Origin of the sequence: Parvularcula lutaonensis, from assembly GCF_014651915.1 — a bacterium.
GTDB lineage: Bacteria > Pseudomonadota > Alphaproteobacteria > Caulobacterales > Parvularculaceae > Parvularcula > Parvularcula lutaonensis.
In genome coordinates, this window is sequence record NZ_BMXU01000005.1 from 1 (window position 1) to 19,669 (window position 19,669).

Sequence of the window (19,669 nt, forward strand, 5' to 3'; positions counted from 1 at the left end):
TAACAGACGTCCTGACACGGATCGCCGACCACCCGATCAACCGAATCAACGAGCTGCTGCCCTGGCACTTCAGTCCAGCTTAACGGTCATCACCGGACGGATACAAACGGCCTACATTGAGCCAGGATCACCCTGGGAGAACGGGTATTGCGAGAGCTTCAACGCCCGGTTCCGCGATGAACTGCTCAACGGCGAAATCTTCTACAGCTTGCGAGAGGCACAAATCCTGATCGAGCAATGGCGCGTCCACTACAACACGGTCAGGCCGCATAGCGCTCTGGGATATCGGCCACCCGCACCGGAGAGCGTCGTTCCAATGGACCAGAGGCCGACAATGCACTAACAATCAAACCGGACCACCCGATGGGGGCATGCCAGATGAGTGGACGCCAGCGCGCGATGTATTCATCGGGTTGGTCGATGATGTGTGCGACGTTCCGCATACGCTGTACTGACAAAGGATGAGGCGAGTGACCGCTTTCGGCCGCTTGTGCTTCTGCCATCGTATTCGAACCAGCGAAGAACGCGATGTACTGTTCAGCCATCTCCTCCATGTCGCCCATTACCATCATCACGGCCGCAAACTCGTCGACGGTCTGTTCGTTCTGGTAGTTCGGTAGGCCCCAGAGGTTCAGAAGCGTGTGCCCAAGCTCATGCAGGAAGATACCCGTCAGCGCCCCCTGGTTTTGATCTTTGACGGCTTCGAAGAACAGCTCCCCGCAAAGAGTGATGTCGCCAGTAGCCGTGTTAGAGAACGCGTTGATCTGACCGCAGGGTTCGATGGTGATGTCGAAGGGCGGGAACTCCAGTCCCTCCGCGAGCATATCGTACCCTTCCTGAAAAGCACCCTCGAGACCCCTCCGCATCTCGTCTGGCACCTTCGCCTCGAGCCAGAGATTGAAGGCGGTGTGCTTCTCCGAGAACATCGAGAAGGTGTTGTCGATGAAGAACACATACTCGCCCGAGTACGGGGCTTCGAACTGGAACGTCCCACCGCTCTCTTGCTTCCAGAAGCCGTTGCAGCCTTGGGGCTGCGTTCCGTTCAGATAGGCGTCGTACTGCGGTCTCGGGCAGATGAAAGCGCTGAGGTCGGGCGTCGAGTGCGGGCTTAATCGGATGCCGGCGTAGACGATGTCGCCGCGCGACAGATTCAGGCTTCTCGGAGCCGTCGAGCCTGCCTGAACGACGATCGTTTCCTCGAGCACTGGCACCCGCTGTCGCTCGGCTACCGTTACCTTGGCAGTGGCCCAGGAGCTCACCGAAAGACCCAGCGCTAGCAGCGACGAAACGACACGAAACATACGACCTCACTCGAACGACTGATACGTCCAGCGAGGATGGAACTTTTTGGTCCTACCGTCTTGTAATTTCTGCAGTCGAGGATGTCCTCAGCTGCGTGGATCGTCGACGAGATGTATCTTCGACCGCGCTACCGCCAAAAATTTCGGCTTCGGCTGCCCAACCCCAAGGAGCAGATTTACGAAAGCCGTTCGCTTGGGAGCATGGCCTATGCCAGCGAGAACCTGATCCCAAGGGCAAGCCGCCTTCGGCGGGCCTACGGCCCCTTGGCATCAGAACCATCGCCGTCATCGAGACGTCCATGCGCGAAGCGGCTCCGAAAATCAGACCCTCACGACCTGAATTCCTTCCCATTGGGTGAAATAGGTGAGTGAAACGCATACTCAGTATGCTTCTTTTTTCTCCAGATGACACCCGACGCAGTCGAGTTTTCGACCAATCGCTGTCCGGCGACGAAAAATTTTGTGACCGGTTACGCCAAGGGCGACTGGAGCCGAAACGACGATTTCGCTTCGAGCCGACAGGGCAGGCGAGGGGATCCTACCGGTTGCGCAACTGAGTTACCGCGTGGTCGAGACAACAAAGACCGTTGATTTTCAGAGGTCCGCGGGAAAACGACCAGCCTCACTCTTACTCTGGCACTCTACGAAGGCACCATTGAGGATAGCCTCCGCAACGGGATCAAAATTCTCCACAACGCGAACCCTATCGACTACCGGCCTGCTCCGAGCACGGAATAATAAGGTCCTGTTGCCAAGCCTTCGATCAGCAGCCCGGCGCCACACGAACGGCAAGGTAGCGATGTAACTATCGGATTGTTATAGTTAGTTGGCGATCGTGGTAAAGTAACATGCGAAAAACGCTTGTCATACCCCTCGAATAGATCAGTTTGCTTACGCCAAAACTACGGAGGACCATATGGCGGGAACACTGACTAAGATTGGGTTGATTGCCCTCGTCGCGGCCAGCATCGCAGGGTGCAGAGTTCAGACCGAAGTGTGTTACAATAGACGTTGTTCGACCTACGACTCAGATAATCCCCAAATCAGAAGGCAAGGAGAGCCGTTTGAAGCGGGATTCCTGCAGTCCATGGACTTCCCAACAGGGACGACGTACCGGACGTCGTCGGTAGAGGCGCAAGTCAACAATGCAGATTTCAGTTTCGTTTCGTTCGATTTAAGCAATTCGACTTTCGACATTGGCTCGAATTCGACCGTAACGATTACGGCTTGGCAGAAGAGCTTGAAGCATTCGGAGCAGACCTTCGATCTCAACGAAGTCAATGATATTCTCACAATTGCTAACCCAGCTGCGGTTGATGCGTTTGTCGATGCTTTGCCAGGAAGCATCACGAATATCGTTGTCTCGGGTGCCGTCGATATTCCTAACCCGCAGGCAGGTTGGCAGATACTGGATGTGGAAACGGTCTATCAGGGACAAGTCTTGGAGAGAGGAGCTACGAGTATTTATGTAGAGAACCAGTTCCCGGTTGGTTCGCCTTGCTTTGATGAATTTGGAAATATCAATATTTGTCCTTAAAACTAGTTTTAGGATTTGATCGCTTATGAACTATCGAATTGGGTCACTGCGATCTATATTAGTTCCACTCGTCGCTCTTGCGGCGAGTGGTTGCTCGACACTTGAAAGGACTGTAGAAGAGGGGCCTGGGAAGCAATCTGAATTCTATATAGGAACTGGAGTCACGTCGAAAAAGATTCCTTTCGGCTACTTCTTTGCATCAGGTTTTACTTCTCACGACATTCAGTCTCACGCTCATCTTAGAGACTTGTACCAGTGCGGCCAATCTAATGATGGAACCGAAATTGCGGTAACCAGTAAGCCGCAGTGCGCAGAATTCATAGCATTCGTCGATGACACAGACGCTCTTAGTATAAGTGCCCTTGCAGGTATTGAAAGAAAGCTCGTGCTCATACACGATCCAACCATTGGTTTTAAATCATGGTGGCTCGGTAAGGGATTGGGCCGGATTGAAATACCGGCGTATTCCGGCTGGGAAGAGGGGTGGGAACCCTATGCAGCGATGATATTCGTGCACGAAGCTATGCACTTTGTGTTTGAAGAGGCCTACCTCCGTGGAAGCGTCGTCTCGCTAATCAGTGGGGCCAGATTTACAATGCTATCTGAAGGAATGGCAGAGGTCGCGGAGGGGGCCTGCGTCGTAGGTTTCGACAGGCCGGCGACGTTGCCCGCCGAGGAATTTGAACGCGCCATACGACAGGCGTTTTCGGAGCGCGGCGGTCTATCCCCTTTCGAGGCAGCCTTGCCGGTTAGGAGCGCAATATCAGCTTATCTGGGAAGCTCTCCTCAACGGGATGCCGAGACTTGCGAACGGGCTTTTGAGATCGCGCGGAACGAAGGCCGTGAAATCGATGCTGATCGGCTTATCGAGATCGCTCACGAGATTCGAAGAATGACAACGAAGGTCGCGGCTCATCCCGATAACAGGGCGGCACCTTGAAAAGGCTCGTTTTTGCTCAGGGTTTCGCGCGATCTCAGAAGCCCAAATCGCCGGGTAGGATTTTCACCCCGGTTGTGTTTCCGAACCGCGAGGATTCTGCACTATGGGAGGGCATGAGCGCCCACGAGCAGCGCCAGCATATCCGCGCAGCCGCCAGTGAAGCAGCTGCCTCACGCATCAAAGCCCCCGAATGCCTGGAAGATCGCTTGCGTCGGTTCGGAGCGATTGGACAGGGGCTTTCCTTGACTGGCCGACAAATCGAGCCGGAAAGGGCAGGGGGAGCGAAGTAAGAACCTGTAAGTGGAAAACAAGCGCTTTCCGGGTCTGGCTGTGATGCTTTAAAGATAAAGCGTGAGCCCGGCCGGGTGTTCCGTCCGGTGTCTCACGCATCTGTTGGTAGCAGGTGTGGTCCGGTTCGAAGGGACGCCTTCGGCCGGACCTTTTTCTTGCCGCATCATGGCACAACGACCTAGTGCAGTGCTGCACAATTCATTGCGGCAACGGTTTTGTGCTACATCGAGCGGTGTTTGTGCAACGGGTTTTTCATGCGACTTTTCCACGGTCTATGTGGCTGTAAACGAATGTAAAAAATCCACTTGCTCCCCTTGGTTTCACCGGTTCTGGCGGCGCATTGCGGGTGGCCAATATCAGATAGCTCTAGGGTTCATTTCCGACCTCGCGACTGGTCAAAATCCCTCGAAGAGAGTTGACCTCCTATAACATATGTGTTATAGTGCGAAGTGTTTCAGATTGAAGAGTACACAGATGAAACCGACAGTAGCCCTTTTGCTGATTGGTTTGGAAGCTTGGATCATCAAGCGGCAAACCGCGTCCGAACCGCCATTCGACGGATGGAGCAGGGGCTCTTAGGCGATCACAAGGGCGTAGGTGAAGGCGTGATTGAACGTCGTTTGACCTTCGGCCCTGGCTACCGGATCTACTTCGGCCGCGATGGCGACACCCTCATCATTCTACTCGCAGGTGGAACCAAGAGGCGGCAATCGGTAGATATCGAAGCAGCGCAACAACGATGGAGTGACTACAAGGAACGAAAGGAACTAAGCGATGGCACTGACACGGAGTTTTGACGACTCGATCAAGGAGCGGGCTAGCAAAGACCCGTCTTTCCGACGCGGCCTGATCCAGGAGGGCGTCATGCTTTTTTGCGATGGTCAACATATCGACGCGCAGCTAGCGCTTCGCGACTATGTCAACGCGACGTTGGGTTTTCAGAAGCTTTCTGCACTGACGGGTATTCCTGCGCCCAGTCTGATGCGTATGCTGAGCGTCAAGGGAAATCCCAGCAGCGAGAACTTCTCGAAAATCGTGAAGATGCTGAGGGCTCAGGAGAAAGGCACTGGAGCTGAGCTTCGCAAGGCTTTGGCCTAGAGAGGAACTGCTTGCCTGAGCGGCAGGGTCTTCTTTCCTGGCTCTCCAGCCAGCCACAGTCAAAGCTCGAGCGTGGCCCCGTCTTTGTATGCGAACCAATGATCTTCATTGAGGCACACGGACCATGTATCATGGGCGTCAATTCGGACCCCCATGAGATCCATTGCCCATCCACGGTTGGCGACGCTCACGGGTTTACCATCTCGAGTGCTTTCCTCGATCTCAAAATCCTCAACGATCACCGGATTCTGCGAAAGGTTGTGTACGTGTATTCGGTGACCTTCAGCGCGGTCTCCTATCAGCGCGATCTGAGCGGACAGCTTGATCCGTGTTCGTCGCCACGCGAGGTACTGAAAAGCGATCCCTAAACACGCGACGATGGTGGCAAAAACGGCGATGCCCAGTGTGCTCCAAATAACAACGGGACTTTCTGAAAGAGGGTCGCTCATGGTGGAGTTTCGCCTGCTGCATCCGGATAGTCATGTCCCTATAGGGAAGAGTTGAACTTCAATTCTGCAAATTTCCTACAGTTGGATGGGCAGGGGGATACGATTCACGCTGGGCCTCGTCCTTCATTCGGCAGCGGCCATGCGCGCCGCTTTTTAGCTTGTTATCCGTTTCGGTCGCTAAGCTTTTGCTTCGAGGGCGAGCTCCCCCGATGATCGGGGGAGGCACAGGGGGTTTGATTTTTAGGATGGGATCGCGATGCGGATCACTCCGCAGGCGTCGTGATCAGGATCGGCTTCTCTTTGTTGATGCGAGAGTAGCAAACATGCCCGGTCAATGGATCGTGCGGGTTCAGCAGCTATCCCGACTTTCGTTTGATCAAGATCATCGAGCAGTAACCGGCCTGCAACTGGTCGAGGGCGCATACCAGCTCAGCCGCTGGTCCATTTTCTGACGGCGCTCCCTCTTCTGATTCCGGCAAAAGCTTCATCAACTCAAGAGCCTGTTCTTTGGTGATCTCGAGCATTTCTAGGGTAAGCTGGCTGGCTATGTTCGACATGCGCTACGCTTAGCGCATGCGGAAAGTTTGGCCAGTCTTCGACCAACTGCTCCTCGCGATTCGGCAGGCCTCAAGCCTTGGCTCAGGGGCTCTCGCTTCGCCGCCGAAAGAGAAGCGGGGGTGGAGTATTGACCATGGGGCCAAATCGCTCTTGGTTTGAGCCATGCGTCCATAATCGAACGCATTACCGGGTCGCGTGCCGTGGCCTTGTCCCGTCGGCCGCCGGATGCACTCGCAGGGGTAAGTCCTTATACGGCGCTTTGTGGGCAAGTGCGGAGCTTTCCTGATATCTCGGTACCCCTCATTTCTCGAAGGCCTCGGCACGGGTCTCCTCCGCTTGACGTTTGGCCAAAAACACCCTCTGATCAATTTATGCTCCGACACTTGGGGTTGTCCGCGACTGAGGTTCTGCCCTTTTTGGGATCGTGCAGCCCGGCGGGACGCGTGCTCTGAGATAAGTCCTTACACGGCACTCGGAGTGCTGGAGTGGAGTATGTCTGGGTCTTAAACCAAAACATCTACTTGACGATCCATGGAAACCGGGGTCACTTCCGTATAGGCTGTGTGACTCACGCCCGGTCCCATTGAGACCCAATTGACGCTTGCGAGCCCTGGCCTGAGTGCAGTGTGGTGCCCGGTGTCGCGCTCGGAGCTAAGCCCGATCGGGTGTCTTCGGGGGTGGGAGCGAAGCCTGCCCAAAATGTGAGTTCTACGATCGCAGAGGAAACCTAATCCTCTTCTCATTCGCGCCAGCGACCAGCTGGTGACGATGGTCGCTTTAGCGACCTAACACGCCGCCCCGGACCGATCCGTGGGCGGCTTTTGTATGGCCGGTAGGCCCAACCACTCAGGAGGATGCCATGGAAGGTTTCCCCTGGGCGCTTCTTGTCCCCGTTCTCCGTGCTCTGATGAGTGTCTTTGGGAGGCGAACGCGGAAGCAAGAGGTCGAATGCGACAGCGATCGCCTTTGCCTCACGCACACGCGTAATCGACTTCTCTGGGGTGCTTTTGAGCAGGAGCGGACGACCTTCGAAACCGACCGCAAGCGCCTGAAATAGACGCGCCGCCTTCGGGTCAGGCGTCTTAAAAAACGCCGACTCGAGCCGCAGCAAATGTGCGTCTTCGACCTTTCAAAAATCACTATTTTTGAAAGATGAGCCTGGGGCCTGATTTCATGCGGGGTAGGGGGCTTTCATATTTCCCTTTCAAAAGTTCTTGCCAATCTGGCGTGATTGAAAGATGGAAATCGGATGCGGGCGCGTCTCAACAGCCGGCCAGAACCTCGATCGTCAGATCGCGGCCCTTCGCGCCGAGGGGATTGAGACCATCTTCCGCGAGAAAGCGTCAGGGAAGAGTCTCAAGGGTCGTCCCGAGCTTGAGAAGGCCATCGATGCCCTCGGCACTGGAGACGTGCTGGTGATCGCCGAATGGGACCATGCGACCCGCTCAAAGATGGATAGGATAAACATCCTGCAAAGGATCGACGATCGCGGGGCGCTAGTCCGCGTGCTCGACCGAGAGTTCCGTGTTCTCACTTTGGTTATGGGGAAGGTATTCTCACTTGTCTGTGCGCCCTCGCGCAGGACGAGCGCGAGTGCATCGTCAAGCGTGCCCGCGAGGAGAGAATGGCGGCCGTAGGGCGTGGTATGCAGATGGGACGGTGCAGAGTTCTCACTTCTTACCAAGCTGATCGGATCAGAGAGCGTGTGGCGACCGGAGAAGCGCAAGCCGCGATGGCACTTGAATACAACGTGTCGGCAGCAACGATCAGCCGACTGATGAAGTAACAAGCCACTTAAATGACAATCATGTGACTGCAAATCATCATTGACCATCTCCAGACTTCAGGTGACGTGTAAGAAAAAGTAAGCTGATTTCTGGACGATTTTCATGCCCGCTCCCTTCGACGCCGTTTTGGCGAGCGTGTCTCGCATCCTCTCCACTTCCTTATTGATAGCGGTTGGTTCCTTCGCAACTTCCGATGCTTTTGCGCAGCGTGGAGGAGGTGGAGGCTCAACAGTTTCTGGTGATGCTGTTCCTGCGCTCAAGTACATCGAGCGCCAGAATGTCGATGAGCGTTTGACGGCTCATGGGCTGGATCTCTTGGGAGATCGGATTGATCTGAACACGGGCGCATTGACTTTCGAACAGGTGGATATCTCGCTTCCGGGCAACTCGGACCTGCCGGTTGAGCTTCGCCGAACCATTGATCAAAGTGAACCTTACGCTCATTTGGATTCCTTCACCGTTAGTGCATCGTTGACGGATGATTTTTCGGATTGGCAGCTGGCTATTCCCAAGATCGAATTCATCCGCATTCATGATTACGGAAGCTGGACCCCAATCCCGTCCACGTTCAATTTCTGCAGCGCGGTTCCTTACGGGCGCGTTTCCATGGCTTTTGGTGACAACACCCGTTCCGGTTCTGACATCATTGAGGCTTGGGAGTGGTCTGACGGCGTCAAAATGTCGGTCCCTGGCGTTGGCACAGAGACCCTTCTGTCGCAGCCTACGGGTGTCAACTGGCCCGCCGGTACAGATCGCGTTTCGACGGGCTATTGGACTTACGATTGCATCAACCGCGCAGGTGGCGGCACGGGCTTCTTGGCAACGTCACCAGATGGCATCGAATATGTCTTTGATGTTTTTGCCGTGAGGGCAGAGCATGCGCTTCCCGTCTCGTTCCTTTGGAGCGGCGGCGCTATGCAAAGCGACCTAGGGCGGGTCAGCGCAGAGCTGTACCCCTCGGAGATCCGCAACCCCTCCGGTGCATGGGTTCGTTATGAATACAACTCGGATAAGCGCGTCACGCGTATCCATGCGGACGACGGCCGTGAGATCACCATTCAGCGTGACGGCGTCGGTAAAATCACATCGGCTTCCGCGCACGGAAGAACTTGGACTTACACATACAATACTTCGATTTCTTCGAAGCCCCGCCTTTCAGCGGTAACACTACCTGATGGGCGAAATTGGTCCTTCTCCCTACAAGGCATTGGTTTCCAGGTTGCTGCGAATTGTAACCAAAATCAGGGCGACCAGACGCTGACGGTCACGCATCCAGATGGTATGACGGGCACCTTTGTAACCCGTGAGACCCGACATCTGTTGGGGGACAACCCGCTCACTTCCGATCTGCGCCCGACACAGTATTGCGGGCAAGTTCCGTACTATGAGCATATGTCGGTCATCTCGAAGACTCTGTCCGGCTCAGGATATCCAAGCTCGACCTGGTCTTACTCTTATGCTGGTCATGTGGATGGCCAACCTGCAGCATCGCTTAAATGGGGGCAGGTGATTGATCCCGAAGGAACCCGGACGCGGGAGTACTTCCACACCAAGACCAACCTTCAGGGCTTGATCAGCAGCCGCGGTGTCTATTCAGGCTCTACACAGCTTCAGCATACGACGTTTTCTCACGTGGTCGAAGCGGAGCTCGGCAACAGCTATATGGGGAACGTCAACCCCGCGACCCTTGAAGCGCCAAGGCATCCAGTACAACGGATACTCAGCCAAGGTGGTGAGACCTACACAACAGGCTTAACCTACGAGACGAACCAATCCTCCAGTTCGTACAGTTTTGGGAAGCCCACTTTACAAAATCGCTCCAGTACATTGCAGTCGGGGTCACAAACCACTCAGACCTCGTATACGAATCGACTTGGGCACTGGATTTTGGCCCTTCCAGCCACAATCCAGGAAGGCGGCATACTCGTTCAGTCCAACATATACGACAGCTTTGGCAGGCTGACGCGAGAGGATCGATATGGATCGCTCTTTGCAACTTTCGGGTATCATACAGGAACTGGACAGAAGGGTTCGATGGCCTGGTTCAAGGATGCGTTGAATCGCCAAGTTAGTCTGAACAATTGGAAAAGAGGTACGCCTCAATCAATAACCCGTCCGGATGGTGTCGTTCTGTCACGAGCAGTCAATAATTTCGGTGAACTGACCAGCCAAACCGATGGACGCGGAACCACCATCACTTACGGCTATGATGGCGCGGGAAGGCTTACCCTCATTAACCGCCCCAGTGGCTATGCCGATACTACGCTTACCTACACGGGCCTTGGTTCGGGTCTTACACAGACCATCACTTACGGCACAAAGAGAACTATTGTTGCGTATGACGCGATGCTGCGACCGACGCTTGAGACCAAAACGGTAAGCTCCGGCGGGGGGGCACCGGTATATCACCGCTTTGAGTATGACGCCCTCAACCGAACGGTATTCACATCTTTCCCTTCAGCGGCGCAAAGTGCGCCAGATGGGGTAAACACCACTTACGACGGGCTCGGTCGAACCGTTCAAGTACAAGAAACGGTCGCGCCTTTTGCTACGGTTGTGACCAGTTATCTTTCGGACAATAGAGTCCAGGTGACTGATGCCGAGGGGAATGCAACTACCACGTGGCGGTCAGGTTGGGGTGATCCTCATGATGGTGAATTAGTGCGTATTGATGATCCGCTGGGTCTCAGGACGGATATGACCTATGACGTACTCGGTTATCTTTTATCAGCTCGACAACATGGTTCGCATTCCGGGTTTACCGTGGATGAAACCCAGACATGGGCTTACGATTCTCAAAGGCGGATCTGCCGCCACGTGACGCCACAGTCAGGCCATACACTCTATGAGTATGATGCTGTAGGCCAGATGACGGGAGGTGAGCGTGGGGCCAACAGCGGTTCTGGGTGCGCCAGCCTCAACTCTTCACGCCGTGTTCTCACAAGTTTTGATGTTCTCGGACGAGTGGACACGATCAACTTCCCCGATGCCAGTCCCGACATCGACTTCGACTATGACAACAATGGCAACCTCACCCGTGCTGCAAGAGGTTCAGCCATTTGGACCTATGCTTACAATACGATGAACCGAAAGACTGCTGAGACGCTGACGATCGATGGCCGTACGTATACGAGCAGCTATAGCTTCACCGCGAACGATCGACTGGTAGGCCGGTTCACACCAGCAGGCCGAGGTATAGATTTTGGTCCCAACGGCCATGGACAGCCGACGAGGGCCCGTGTGAGCGGGACCAACTATGCAGGGTCCGGCGTTTACCATGCGTCTGGGCAATTAGCTTCGGCAACCTACTCCAACGGCCTTGCCTACCAGGCGACTTTCAATGCACGGCAGCAAATGACGAGCATGCAGGTCGCGGCAGGCTCGAGTTCTAGGCTTCGGTTCAGTTACGGTCACGATGCCGTGGGGCGGGTGACTGGCATCACTGACCATGTGGTGAGCGGCGAAAATCGGTCCTACACCTATGATGCATTAGGGCGCCTTTTGACGGCTGCAGGGCCATGGGGTTCCGGCAGCTTCACTTACGATCTTCTCAACAATATCCGTTCAAAGTCGCTCGGTTCACGGACGGTGACGCTTGAATACAATGGATCGGGTCGGCTCGCGCGATATCGCGATACCGCTTCCGGCAATGTCTGGCGAAACCAAGCATACGATGCGCGCGGCAACATCACCAATGATGGTGTACACGGCTTTGTCTATGACCGCTCTGAGCAAGTTTCCGTGATCTCCGGGGGTGCATCTGGCACGTTTGTCTATGATGCTCATGGGCGCCGGGTTAAACAGGTTCTCGCGGGAGAGACCATTTATTCCGTCTACGGCCTCGAAGGTACTTTGCTGTTCCGGGACAACGTGACGACGGGCAAGAGCACGGATTACATCACGATGGGTTCGCATAAGGTGGGACGGTTCAGCGAAACCGGTGCCTTCACCTGGACCCATGCGGACCACCTAGGAAGCGCTTCTGCAGCTACGGACAATCTTGGTTTCGTTACCTGGCGAGAAAGCTACACGCCGTTTGGTGAGGTCCGGAATAACCCGGCCGGAAACCAAGATGAGACTGGGTTTACAGGGCATGTATGGGATCAGGCCACAGGCCTCGTTTATGCTCAGGCTAGGTTTTACAATCCCGTCACGGCTAGATTCTTATCATCGGACTCAGTCGGCTTCATGGCTGCCGGCCCCAGATACTTTAATAGATATGCATATGTGAAAAATGATCCAGTAAATGCGACTGATCCGTCAGGTAGGTGCTCAGTTCGTGGTGGTGCTGTTTCCGCGGCCTCACCAGGTTGCAGGATTGTCGGAATACAAGGGGCAAGTTCTGATCCTAGATATGATGAATCAGTAACGCAGATAAGAAGATCAAGTGGCTTGGTTCGACATTCGATTTTCGGGGGTGGGGCACCTGCGCAATTCGATATCTCGCGCCATCCAAGATCTATTTCACAAGCCGAAGGGCGCATTCTCCGATCGGCAGACGGCGGAGATGCTGGTAGCTTCTCACGGGCAATTGCAGAGGCCCAGAGAACGGGGAGCCCGCAACAGATCAGCACCACTCTAGGGGGGTTGCAGACCGGCGTTGTTGGTGTTGGGCAAGCAACATTCACGCTTGAGGGTACACTGACTGTTAATGGCAATGAGTGGCGTTTCAGTGGAACGATAACAGGAACCAGAGAAGAGTTTGACTTTAACTCGAAGCCAGCAGGAGAGCGCGCGGCGGGTTCAGAAGCTGCTACTCGTGCGGCTGCCGCCTCTGGCGCCTCTGAGTACGATGTTGAGTATCTAGGATCATTTGAAATAGAAGCTGCAGGAAGAATATCGTCTGCTTCTTCTGGAGGTTGCGGGGTCGCAACCCGTTTGGGATGCTAGAAACAGTGTGAATTGATTTGATGGAGGATATGGTGTGAAGCGACTGTCCGCTGTTTTCTTGATTGTCTTGTCTTTATTGAGTTTTCTATGGGTTTGGTTGTCTGTATCAACAACTCTTGCTGGTGAACAAGAAAGAATTGGCATCAATGTACAAAACGATTACTGGTTTGAGTTTATCAAGCTGGCTATTTCGCCAATAATTCCATCGATTTCGTTGTTTTTCTGGGCGGGGGTGACGCTTCTTGCCCTAGGGTGTTTTCTCTTAATTCGACGCTCCTGATTATCGGTATAATACGTCGTTCCTTATTTGGGTGTGGCATCCGAACTCGCAAACAGGATGATCACCATTGGGAAATCAACCAGGCTCCGCATCTCACCACAAAGCCACATGACGCCTCGAAATTCGCACTTTAGATTTGAATCCACCCCCCTACAAACACTGTTGTCCACCGGTAGAATTGTTGTGGTCTCAGCCATTTAGAAGTGTCGCTCGGGCTGGCGAACGGCGCAGAGGATCAGGGCGTGCGCCGACCCTCCATGGGAGTCGGCGCCGCGCCCCCGGCGCGCCCAAAAGATAGACCGCGGCGGCAGCCGCGCTCTGAGATTGGCCTCGGCGACGAGCGAGAAGGTCGACGAAATGACAGTTGGTATGAACAGTGACGCCTGGAACAACTTTGTAACGAACAGCATCCAGTATGAAACCTTCGAACCGAATGACCCTAAAAGAGTAGCCGCAGTCGCCGCGCTGGCTTGGGGAATGGTACAGAACGGCGGCTATAACGCCTTCTTGACGAGCTCCTACGATCTTGAGGCTGATGAGGTTCTCAAAGCTCTCCGGTTAGCGTCCGGGCATCACCGCCTTCCGAGGTCTGAGCGAGTGTGAGTAGTCAGGAGAAGTTCTCCTGTGCAACTTGCGAGGTCTCGGTTTGGAAGGGCATGTCATCATTGAGGGGCAGCGCCGGCGTGTCTGGCCGGATGAGCTGAAGCGTCAGATCGTTGAAGAGAGCTACGACCGGGACGTGACGGTGCTGGAGGTCGGTCGGCGGCACGAAGTCGATCCGGCGCAGATCTACGCATGGCGGAAGAAGTTCGCGGCTGAGCTGCCGGAACCGGCTCGATCGTTTCTTCCCGTCGAGATCGGCACTGCGTCATCCGCCTCCGAGCCGAAGCCGGTGACGGGGCCGTCGGCCACTGAACGGATAGAGGTCAGCTTCCCCGACGGCTGCCGTTTGTCCCTACCTGCGGAGACCCCAGTGAAGAGGATCGCGGCCCTGATGAAGGCGATGCGTTCGTGAGCCTGAGCTTCCCTCCTGGCACGAGAGTGTGGCTCGCCGCTGGAGTGACGGACATGCGCCGCGGCTTCGACGGGCTGAGTGCTCAGGCGGCGACGGTGCTGAAGGAGAACCCTCTTTCGGGGCACGTCTTTGTCTTCAGGGGTAGGTCGGGGGACCGGGTGAAAGTTCTCTTCTGGGACGGCCAGGGCATGTGCCTGTACTACAAGCGCCTCGAGAAGGGATCGTTCGTTTGGCCACGCGCGAAGGACGGGAAGGTCTCGATCTCGGGCTCCCAGCTCGCAACGCTCCTCGACGGTATCGACTGGCGGCTGACACGGGTGCCGCCCGCGGTTCGCCAGCCGACCCGGGTGGTGTAGCCTCACCGCTTCGTCACCTTGCTCTTTGACATCGTTGATTCCCATTGGGGGCGAAGCGCTTCAGGTGCTGCGTATGCCGACGAAGCCGCCCTCCGATCTGCCCGAAGACGTCGGGGCCTTGCAGGGTCTGGTCGTCCACCAGGCGCTCGAGATCGAGAAGCTGAAGCATCAGCTCGCGGTGCTCAGGCGGCATCGCTTCGGATCGAAGAGCGAGGGTCTCGATCAGCTTGAACTCGGCATCGAGGATCTTGAAGAGACAGCTGCAGAAGCTGGCGCATCAGCCTCGTCGAACGACCCTGCCTCTTCAGAGAGCGCTGACCCAAAGAAGAAGCCGAAGCGCAAGCCGTTACCCGAGCATCTGCAGCGCGAGGACGTTGTTCATGAGCCCGAGAGCATCTGTTCGGACTGCGGCAAGCCGATGAGGCACCTCGGCGAGGATGTTCGTGAGGTGTTGGACTACATCCCCGGACGCTTCGTGGTGCACCGTCATGTCCGCCCGAAGCTCTCTTGCAGAGATTGCGGAGCGATCGCCCAGAAGCCGATGCCGAACCTGCCGATCGTCAGGGGTATGCCGGGACCAGGCCTTCTGGCTCATGTTCTGGTGTCGAAGTACGCGGATCACTTGCCGCTGTATCGCCAGTCGCAAATCTCCGGGCGCGAAGGCGTTGATCTTGACCGCTCAACGATGGCCGACTGGGTCGGACAGTGTTCTCGCTTGCTTCGCCCCTTGGTCGATACCATCGGGAAGCACGCATTGGGCGGCAAAGCGCTCTTCACCGATGACACGCCCGTCCCGGTTCTCGATCCCGGTCGAGGCCGAACCAAGACTGGGCGGCTGTGGACCTATGTCCGCGACGAGCGACCATGGGCAGGACCGGCACCACCGGCAGCGTTTTATCGCTACTCACCGGACCGGAAGGGCGAGAGGCCAAAGGATCACCTTCGCGGCTTCGAAGGCTTCATGCACGCTGATGGCTACGGCGGGTACGACAAGATCTACGGCAAGAAAATCATCGAGGTCGCGTGCATGGCGCATGCCCGCAGGAAGCTGTTCGATATCGCAAAGAGCACCGGCTCACCCATCGCCAAAGAAGCCATCGAGCGCATCGCGGAGCTCTATGCGGTCGAGAAAGAAGCCCGCGGCAAGAGCCCTGCGACCCGTGTTGCCATCCGCAAGGAAAAGGCCGAGCCGGTCTTCGACGACCTCGAAGCTTGGCTGCACCAGAGCATACTCCAGCTGCCCGGCAAGGGTGAACTGGCCAAAGCAATCCGCTACACGCTCGGAAGGATGAAGCGTATGCGGAGCTACCTCGAGAATGGGGAATGCGAGTTGGATAATAACACTGCGGAACGCTCTCTGCGGGGTATAGCCGTCGGACGGAAAAACTGGACCTTCGCGGGGTCCGACGCCGGCGGCGAACGCGCTGCCGCGATCTACACTCTGATCGAGACCGCCAAGCTCAACGGCGTCGACCCCCAAGCCTGGCTCACCGACGTCCTCACACGCATCGCCGACCATCCGGTGAATAGGGTCGATGAGCTGCTGCCTTGGTGCTTCAAGCCGGAAGACTGATGGTCCCAGCCGGACGCTCACCAGAAACGTTCTCAATCAGGAGCTGTCCCATCTCCGACCGGCGACGGCCGCCGGTGCCGAACGCGACCAGCAGGATCGTCCGGTCCCGGAGCTCTCTCAACGACAGCTTGCCGTTCGGAAGATCGCCATCCTCGCCGACGATCTGGTCGAGGACGGACCTCACGATCGGCTTCTTGGCTTTACGGTGTTCCGGCTTGGACGAGGCTTTGGTTCCGGCGGTGAGAGTCTGGCGGATGACCGGGCCGCTGAGCGTATCCTCATGTCCCCGAACCTGCGCCACCCTCTTCCACGACGAGAGCCGCCTACGGACGGTGGCAAACGATAGCTGTTAGACCTGGCAGGTGAGCGGGGCTCATGCCTTGGCGCCGACGGCATGGGTATGAAAGACGTTCCTGGCGAGGCCGAGTCCGATTGTGGTGGCTGCATAGTGGGCGGCTCAATAAGCTGACTGGGTACCGACCCGACGAAAGTCCAAAGGAATTTCCTACACAAGCGTACAATCTACAGCTTGTGACTCTACTCGCTTGGCGCTGCACGCTCACTCAGCCGGTATGACACTACATAGAACCGACCACCATTACCGAAATAGCTTGGGAACAGTAGCTCAAGCTTCTCTCTTATCTGATCTTCATTAGGTATAGATGTATCAAGCGGATCCCTGTCTAGTTCCGAAGACAGTAAATTAATGACGTTTGTTGCAGACGGGAACTCAATTCCAATTTCGGTATATTGCGAGCATTCTACGTACGGGAACACCTTGAACACAGATGAAAACTGCGAAACTTTTGCAGGCATTGCATCACTCGAAAATACGACATCGTCGTGCGTAACTGGCACCGCAGCCTTTTGTAGCATACGTGAGCTCCTGCGCCCTTCCACCGATTGTAGCTCGCCCGCGAGATCGAAAAATAGCAGACGCGACTTGTCTACGCCCGCAATGTCTAGGTGTTCAAATGCTACGCAGATCGGTATCCCTTGGGGATTCTCAACCTGCACAGCTAGATACGACGAGTTGGCTAGAAGTTGCGCCTCTGTTCTCAGGGCGGGACCAAGGGGTAATGAAGCAGGACGCTCGACAGAGGAACAGGCGCTAAAAATCAGAGAGGAAATAGCGTAAAAACTTTGCTTTATAAAAGGCATATCATCGACCTAACATGTTTCAAAAACTAAGCATGCAAATGCATCAGCCTGTGCGCGGCTCGTGCCGCCTCTTCGGATATTCGATTCTATCGCTTGACGACCATACAGTTCGTTGAACCCGGACCCAATTCCTACAAGATGCGCGCCCTCATGCACTAACGTGCTTGCTCGATCGTCAGAGTTGGGATCGCCAATATAGCCTTCGTCGAGAGCGATATAATCATTTCCTCCGTTATTCTTTCTGATACATGCTCGACCAAGGCTGCACGAACCTCCGGAAATGATAGCTCCCTCGCCTATGTCGCCTAACTCTGAGTGTATGTCTCCCAAACGATCACTCAGATTCGACAGCCCCTCATCCGATGTCCCCTCATCCCCAAAGAGCGACTGAATGTCGTCTAAATCCCTCTGTTCGCTTGCAGTCAAATCCCGATCGTTAGCACGTGCATCTTGAATATCCGAGATGCGAGTTCGCACATCGTCAATAGCGCTCCGTGCCAATTCTACATCTTGGTGCACCTGCTCACAATCCAAACTACTATCCGCACACATTGCAAGACCAAATGGATCAATGAAGTTTATTGGGTCATTTGAAGTGTAAGAATATCGGTTGAAATAAAGAGGCTCTAAATGATGCAGCTGTATAGGATCGACGCTTACGCTCTCCGGGCTGTGGGCGCCTCAAAAGCCGCCGTTGAGTTCGAGGCGATCCTCCGTATGATCAGCGTCTCACTTCGCGCAACGACACAGGGCGAACGCTGGCATGCACTTGAGCGTCACTGGCCAGACGAAGCCGACGCACATGATGTGATGTCCGAAGTCGCCGACAATGATATCCAGTCTGCGCTGGAGCAGCATGTCGCTGAAAATGAAGCTTTCTATCTGGCGCTGGTCTGAGCTGTTTCAACGCGCTTCTCCCTGGCCGTCCCTGGTGCAATGCCCGGCTTCTTGCCGGTCTTGGTGTAGCCGTTCTTTCGGTTGGCGCGCTTGATCGTCGGCTTCGGCATCTGGTCCTGCGGGTCCTTGACGTAGCGCAGGACGGCCGAGAGCCTCTTGTTCTCGACGATGGAGGCGTGGGTGACGTGCTACTGAGCGTTGTCGAAGATTTTGTGGGGTAGGGCTTCGCCAGCATAGACGATGCTGAACGATCCGTCTGCGTACTGGTGAATGTCGACATACTTGCCGACAAGCCCCTTGGCCGTTCCCTCCGGGTCGAGAATGATCTTCTTGCGGTCGTAGGTCACCGTGAGCTGGCCTCCGACATAGCGTTGAATCTTGAGACAGAGCACCTCGCGGAGCTGCCTGTCCGACTGCCTTAGCGGGCGGTGCAGGTCCGTCTCCTTGGCCGGACGCCGCGCGAACTTCGCATTGAAGCGCTCCACAAAGCCGGGAAGGAAAGCGTTGGCTTCGTTGATGGTTGAGATGCCTTCCGCCCGCAAAGCCTTGACCAGCCTGTCCTGGAGCGTTCTGTTCGCCCGTTCCACGCGGCCCTTCGCCTGGCTGGTATCGGCGCAGATGATCTCGATCTGAAGCTCCGCCAGGGCCCGGCCGAACTGGGTCATGGTCTCGCCGGAACGCTTCGAGGGCCGGTTCAGCTTGAAGACCGAATGCTTGTCCGAATAGAGGGCTAGGGGCCTTCCGTGCTCGGTCAAATCCCCTTCGAGGGCCTGGAAGTAGCTGAACGTGCTCTCGGCTTCGCAGAACCAGAGCTTCTGCAATCGGCTGGTGGCGTCATCGATGAAGACCAAAAGCGAGCAGGGCGCGCCGCGCTCCTCGAACCATCGGTGTTCCGAGCCGTCGATCTGCACAAGTTCGCCGATATGCTCCCGCCGCAGGCGCGGCTGCTGGAACCGCTTGCGCTCTTTGCGCGACAGCCAGAGGCCGTCATGGATCATCCACCGCCTGAGCGTCTCACGACCCACCTTGAAGCCGTGGACTTCTTCTAAGGTCTCAGCAGCCAGTGTCGGCCCATAATCCGCATACTTCTCACGGATCAACCCGAGTGCCCATTCCTGAACCCGTGGGCTGATCTTCCGGTTCGACGACCGACCGCGAAGTTTATGCGCCAGCCCGGACGGGCCTTCTTCGGCCATCCGCTTCTTCAGCCGCTGCACCTGGCGCACCGACAGTCCCAAAACGCCCGCCGCCTGACGCGCCGTCCTCGACCTGCGCCACCACCGCAACCCGCTTCAGCTCGCGCTCGCTCATCGTCACCGTCTACGCCATGCCATCGAAGCTCCCGTCACAACGGGTGCCAAGATGACACTTCAATCTAGCTATCTGGTGACAGTCTTACTTGGCAGCTACAAACACAAAAATGCACAATTGTTATTGTCGCAAATTAGTCAATTATATCAATCGCTTAGCAGTGTTTCAGCTGTTGTCGTAATACACATTATCACTCTCACGCTAGCCCCTCGATTGACGAGACCC

At 55.8% G+C, this 19,669-nt stretch carries 18 protein-coding genes and 1 pseudogene; 13 read left to right on the plus strand and 6 right to left on the minus strand.

Annotated features, from left to right (window positions below; all coding sequences use genetic code 11):
- The first annotated feature begins 20 nt into the window (after positions 1 to 20).
- Together IE053_RS14710 and IE053_RS14230 are read left to right on the plus strand one after the other, a co-directional pair.
- Complete coding sequence (locus IE053_RS14710) at positions 21 to 83, plus strand: hypothetical protein (protein ID WP_373302895.1); 63 nt, start codon at positions 21 to 23, stop codon at positions 81 to 83.
- A 20-nt stretch (positions 84 to 103) separates the two neighbouring features.
- Positions 104 to 343 (plus strand): annotated as a pseudogene (locus IE053_RS14230) (integrase core domain-containing protein); the annotation flags it as partial.
- On the opposite strand, the gene IE053_RS14235 reads toward IE053_RS14230, so the two are convergent.
- Positions 261 to 1,301, minus strand: a complete 1,041-nt coding sequence (locus IE053_RS14235) for a DUF4344 domain-containing metallopeptidase (protein ID WP_189577282.1) — start codon at positions 1,299 to 1,301, stop codon at positions 261 to 263. The pseudogene IE053_RS14230 and the gene IE053_RS14235 sit on opposite strands and share 83 nt — an antisense overlap.
- 916 nt (positions 1,302 to 2,217) lie before the next feature.
- Between IE053_RS14235 and IE053_RS14240 the strand changes: the two genes are divergently transcribed.
- The 4 genes from IE053_RS14240 to IE053_RS14255 all read left to right on the plus strand — a co-directional run bounded on the left by IE053_RS14240 (position 2,218) and on the right by IE053_RS14255 (position 5,167).
- Complete coding sequence (locus IE053_RS14240) at positions 2,218 to 2,838, plus strand: hypothetical protein (protein WP_189577284.1); 621 nt, start codon at positions 2,218 to 2,220, stop codon at positions 2,836 to 2,838.
- A 25-nt stretch (positions 2,839 to 2,863) separates the two neighbouring features.
- Positions 2,864 to 3,778, plus strand: a complete 915-nt coding sequence (locus IE053_RS14245; protein ID WP_189577286.1) for a hypothetical protein — start codon at positions 2,864 to 2,866, stop codon at positions 3,776 to 3,778.
- A 740-nt stretch (positions 3,779 to 4,518) separates the two neighbouring features.
- Positions 4,519 to 4,866, plus strand: a complete 348-nt coding sequence (locus IE053_RS14250; protein ID WP_189577288.1) for a type II toxin-antitoxin system RelE/ParE family toxin — start codon at positions 4,519 to 4,521, stop codon at positions 4,864 to 4,866.
- Positions 4,844 to 5,167, plus strand: a complete 324-nt coding sequence (locus IE053_RS14255) for a helix-turn-helix domain-containing transcriptional regulator (protein WP_189577290.1) — start codon at positions 4,844 to 4,846, stop codon at positions 5,165 to 5,167. Before IE053_RS14250 ends, IE053_RS14255 begins: the two co-directional genes overlap by 23 nt.
- Before the next feature lie 59 nt (positions 5,168 to 5,226).
- Here IE053_RS14255 and IE053_RS14260 read toward each other — a convergent pair whose 3' ends face one another.
- On the minus strand, positions 5,227 to 5,616 hold the full coding sequence (locus IE053_RS14260) for a hypothetical protein (protein WP_189577293.1): 390 nt from the start codon (positions 5,614 to 5,616) through the stop codon (positions 5,227 to 5,229).
- A 356-nt stretch (positions 5,617 to 5,972) separates the two neighbouring features.
- Positions 5,973 to 6,140, minus strand: coding sequence for a hypothetical protein (locus IE053_RS14265; protein WP_189577295.1), 168 nt, complete (start codon positions 6,138 to 6,140; stop codon positions 5,973 to 5,975).
- Positions 6,141 to 7,412: 1,272 nt separating this feature from the next.
- Here IE053_RS14265 and IE053_RS14715 point away from each other — a divergent pair.
- From IE053_RS14715 to tnpC, 6 genes are all read left to right on the plus strand, one after another.
- On the plus strand, positions 7,413 to 7,811 hold the full coding sequence (locus IE053_RS14715) for a recombinase family protein (protein ID WP_373302893.1): 399 nt from the start codon (positions 7,413 to 7,415) through the stop codon (positions 7,809 to 7,811).
- Between the two features lie 252 nt (positions 7,812 to 8,063).
- Complete coding sequence (locus IE053_RS14275) at positions 8,064 to 12,851, plus strand: RHS repeat-associated core domain-containing protein (protein ID WP_189577297.1); 4,788 nt, start codon at positions 8,064 to 8,066, stop codon at positions 12,849 to 12,851.
- Positions 12,852 to 12,885: 34 nt separating this feature from the next.
- Positions 12,886 to 13,131 carry a hypothetical protein gene (locus IE053_RS14280; RefSeq protein ID WP_189577299.1) on the plus strand — a complete coding sequence of 82 codons (246 nt, stop codon included), beginning with the start codon at positions 12,886 to 12,888 and terminating at the stop codon, positions 13,129 to 13,131.
- Positions 13,132 to 13,762: 631 nt separating this feature from the next.
- Positions 13,763 to 14,146 (plus strand): IS66-like element accessory protein TnpA, encoded by a 384-nt coding sequence (tnpA, locus tag IE053_RS14285; protein ID WP_189577301.1) that lies wholly within the window; start codon positions 13,763 to 13,765, stop codon positions 14,144 to 14,146.
- Positions 14,143 to 14,502 carry an IS66 family insertion sequence element accessory protein TnpB gene (gene tnpB / locus IE053_RS14290; protein ID WP_373302894.1) on the plus strand — a complete coding sequence of 120 codons (360 nt, stop codon included), beginning with the start codon at positions 14,143 to 14,145 and terminating at the stop codon, positions 14,500 to 14,502. Before tnpA ends, tnpB begins: the two co-directional genes overlap by 4 nt.
- 73 nt (positions 14,503 to 14,575) lie before the next feature.
- Complete coding sequence (tnpC, locus tag IE053_RS14295; protein ID WP_189577303.1) at positions 14,576 to 16,075, plus strand: IS66 family transposase; 1,500 nt, start codon at positions 14,576 to 14,578, stop codon at positions 16,073 to 16,075.
- Here the strand turns inward: tnpC and IE053_RS14300 are convergent.
- A complete protein-coding gene (locus IE053_RS14300; protein ID WP_189577305.1) occupies positions 16,059 to 16,376 on the minus strand; it encodes a site-specific integrase in 318 nt (105 codons plus the stop codon). The genes tnpC and IE053_RS14300 overlap by 17 nt on opposite strands.
- A 1,490-nt stretch (positions 16,377 to 17,866) precedes the next feature.
- Between IE053_RS14300 and IE053_RS14305 the strand changes: the two genes are divergently transcribed.
- Positions 17,867 to 18,133, plus strand: coding sequence for a hypothetical protein (locus IE053_RS14305; RefSeq protein ID WP_189577307.1), 267 nt, complete (start codon positions 17,867 to 17,869; stop codon positions 18,131 to 18,133).
- Here IE053_RS14305 and IE053_RS14610 read toward each other — a convergent pair.
- A complete protein-coding gene (locus IE053_RS14610) occupies positions 18,115 to 18,243 on the minus strand; it encodes a hypothetical protein (RefSeq protein ID WP_268249074.1) in 129 nt (42 codons plus the stop codon). The two genes, IE053_RS14305 and IE053_RS14610, sit on opposite strands and share 19 nt — an antisense overlap.
- 78 nt (positions 18,244 to 18,321) lie before the next feature.
- Entirely contained in the window at positions 18,322 to 19,359 is a 1,038-nt protein-coding gene (locus IE053_RS14310) for an ISNCY family transposase (protein WP_229786266.1), read from the minus strand.
- Positions 19,360 to 19,669: the final 310 nt, after the last annotated feature.

Coding starts and splice junctions, on each gene's coding strand:
- IE053_RS14265 (WP_189577295.1), bottom strand. CDS start 6,140: ATGCTCGAGATCACCAAAGAACAGGCTCTTGAGTTGATGAAGCTTTTG.
- IE053_RS14255 (WP_189577290.1), top strand. CDS start 4,844: ATGGCACTGACACGGAGTTTTGACGACTCGATCAAGGAGCGGGCTAGC.
- IE053_RS14715 (WP_373302893.1), top strand. CDS start 7,413: ATGGAAATCGGATGCGGGCGCGTCTCAACAGCCGGCCAGAACCTCGAT.
- IE053_RS14275 (WP_189577297.1), top strand. CDS start 8,064: ATGCCCGCTCCCTTCGACGCCGTTTTGGCGAGCGTGTCTCGCATCCTC.
- IE053_RS14245 (WP_189577286.1), top strand. CDS start 2,864: ATGAACTATCGAATTGGGTCACTGCGATCTATATTAGTTCCACTCGTC.
- IE053_RS14610 (WP_268249074.1), bottom strand. CDS start 18,243: ATGCCGAAGCCGACGATCAAGCGCGCCAACCGAAAGAACGGCTACACC.
- IE053_RS14260 (WP_189577293.1), bottom strand. CDS start 5,616: ATGAGCGACCCTCTTTCAGAAAGTCCCGTTGTTATTTGGAGCACACTG.
- IE053_RS14240 (WP_189577284.1), top strand. CDS start 2,218: ATGGCGGGAACACTGACTAAGATTGGGTTGATTGCCCTCGTCGCGGCC.
- tnpC (WP_189577303.1), top strand. CDS start 14,576: ATGCCGACGAAGCCGCCCTCCGATCTGCCCGAAGACGTCGGGGCCTTG.
- IE053_RS14235 (WP_189577282.1), bottom strand. CDS start 1,301: ATGTTTCGTGTCGTTTCGTCGCTGCTAGCGCTGGGTCTTTCGGTGAGC.
- IE053_RS14305 (WP_189577307.1), top strand. CDS start 17,867: ATGATGCAGCTGTATAGGATCGACGCTTACGCTCTCCGGGCTGTGGGC.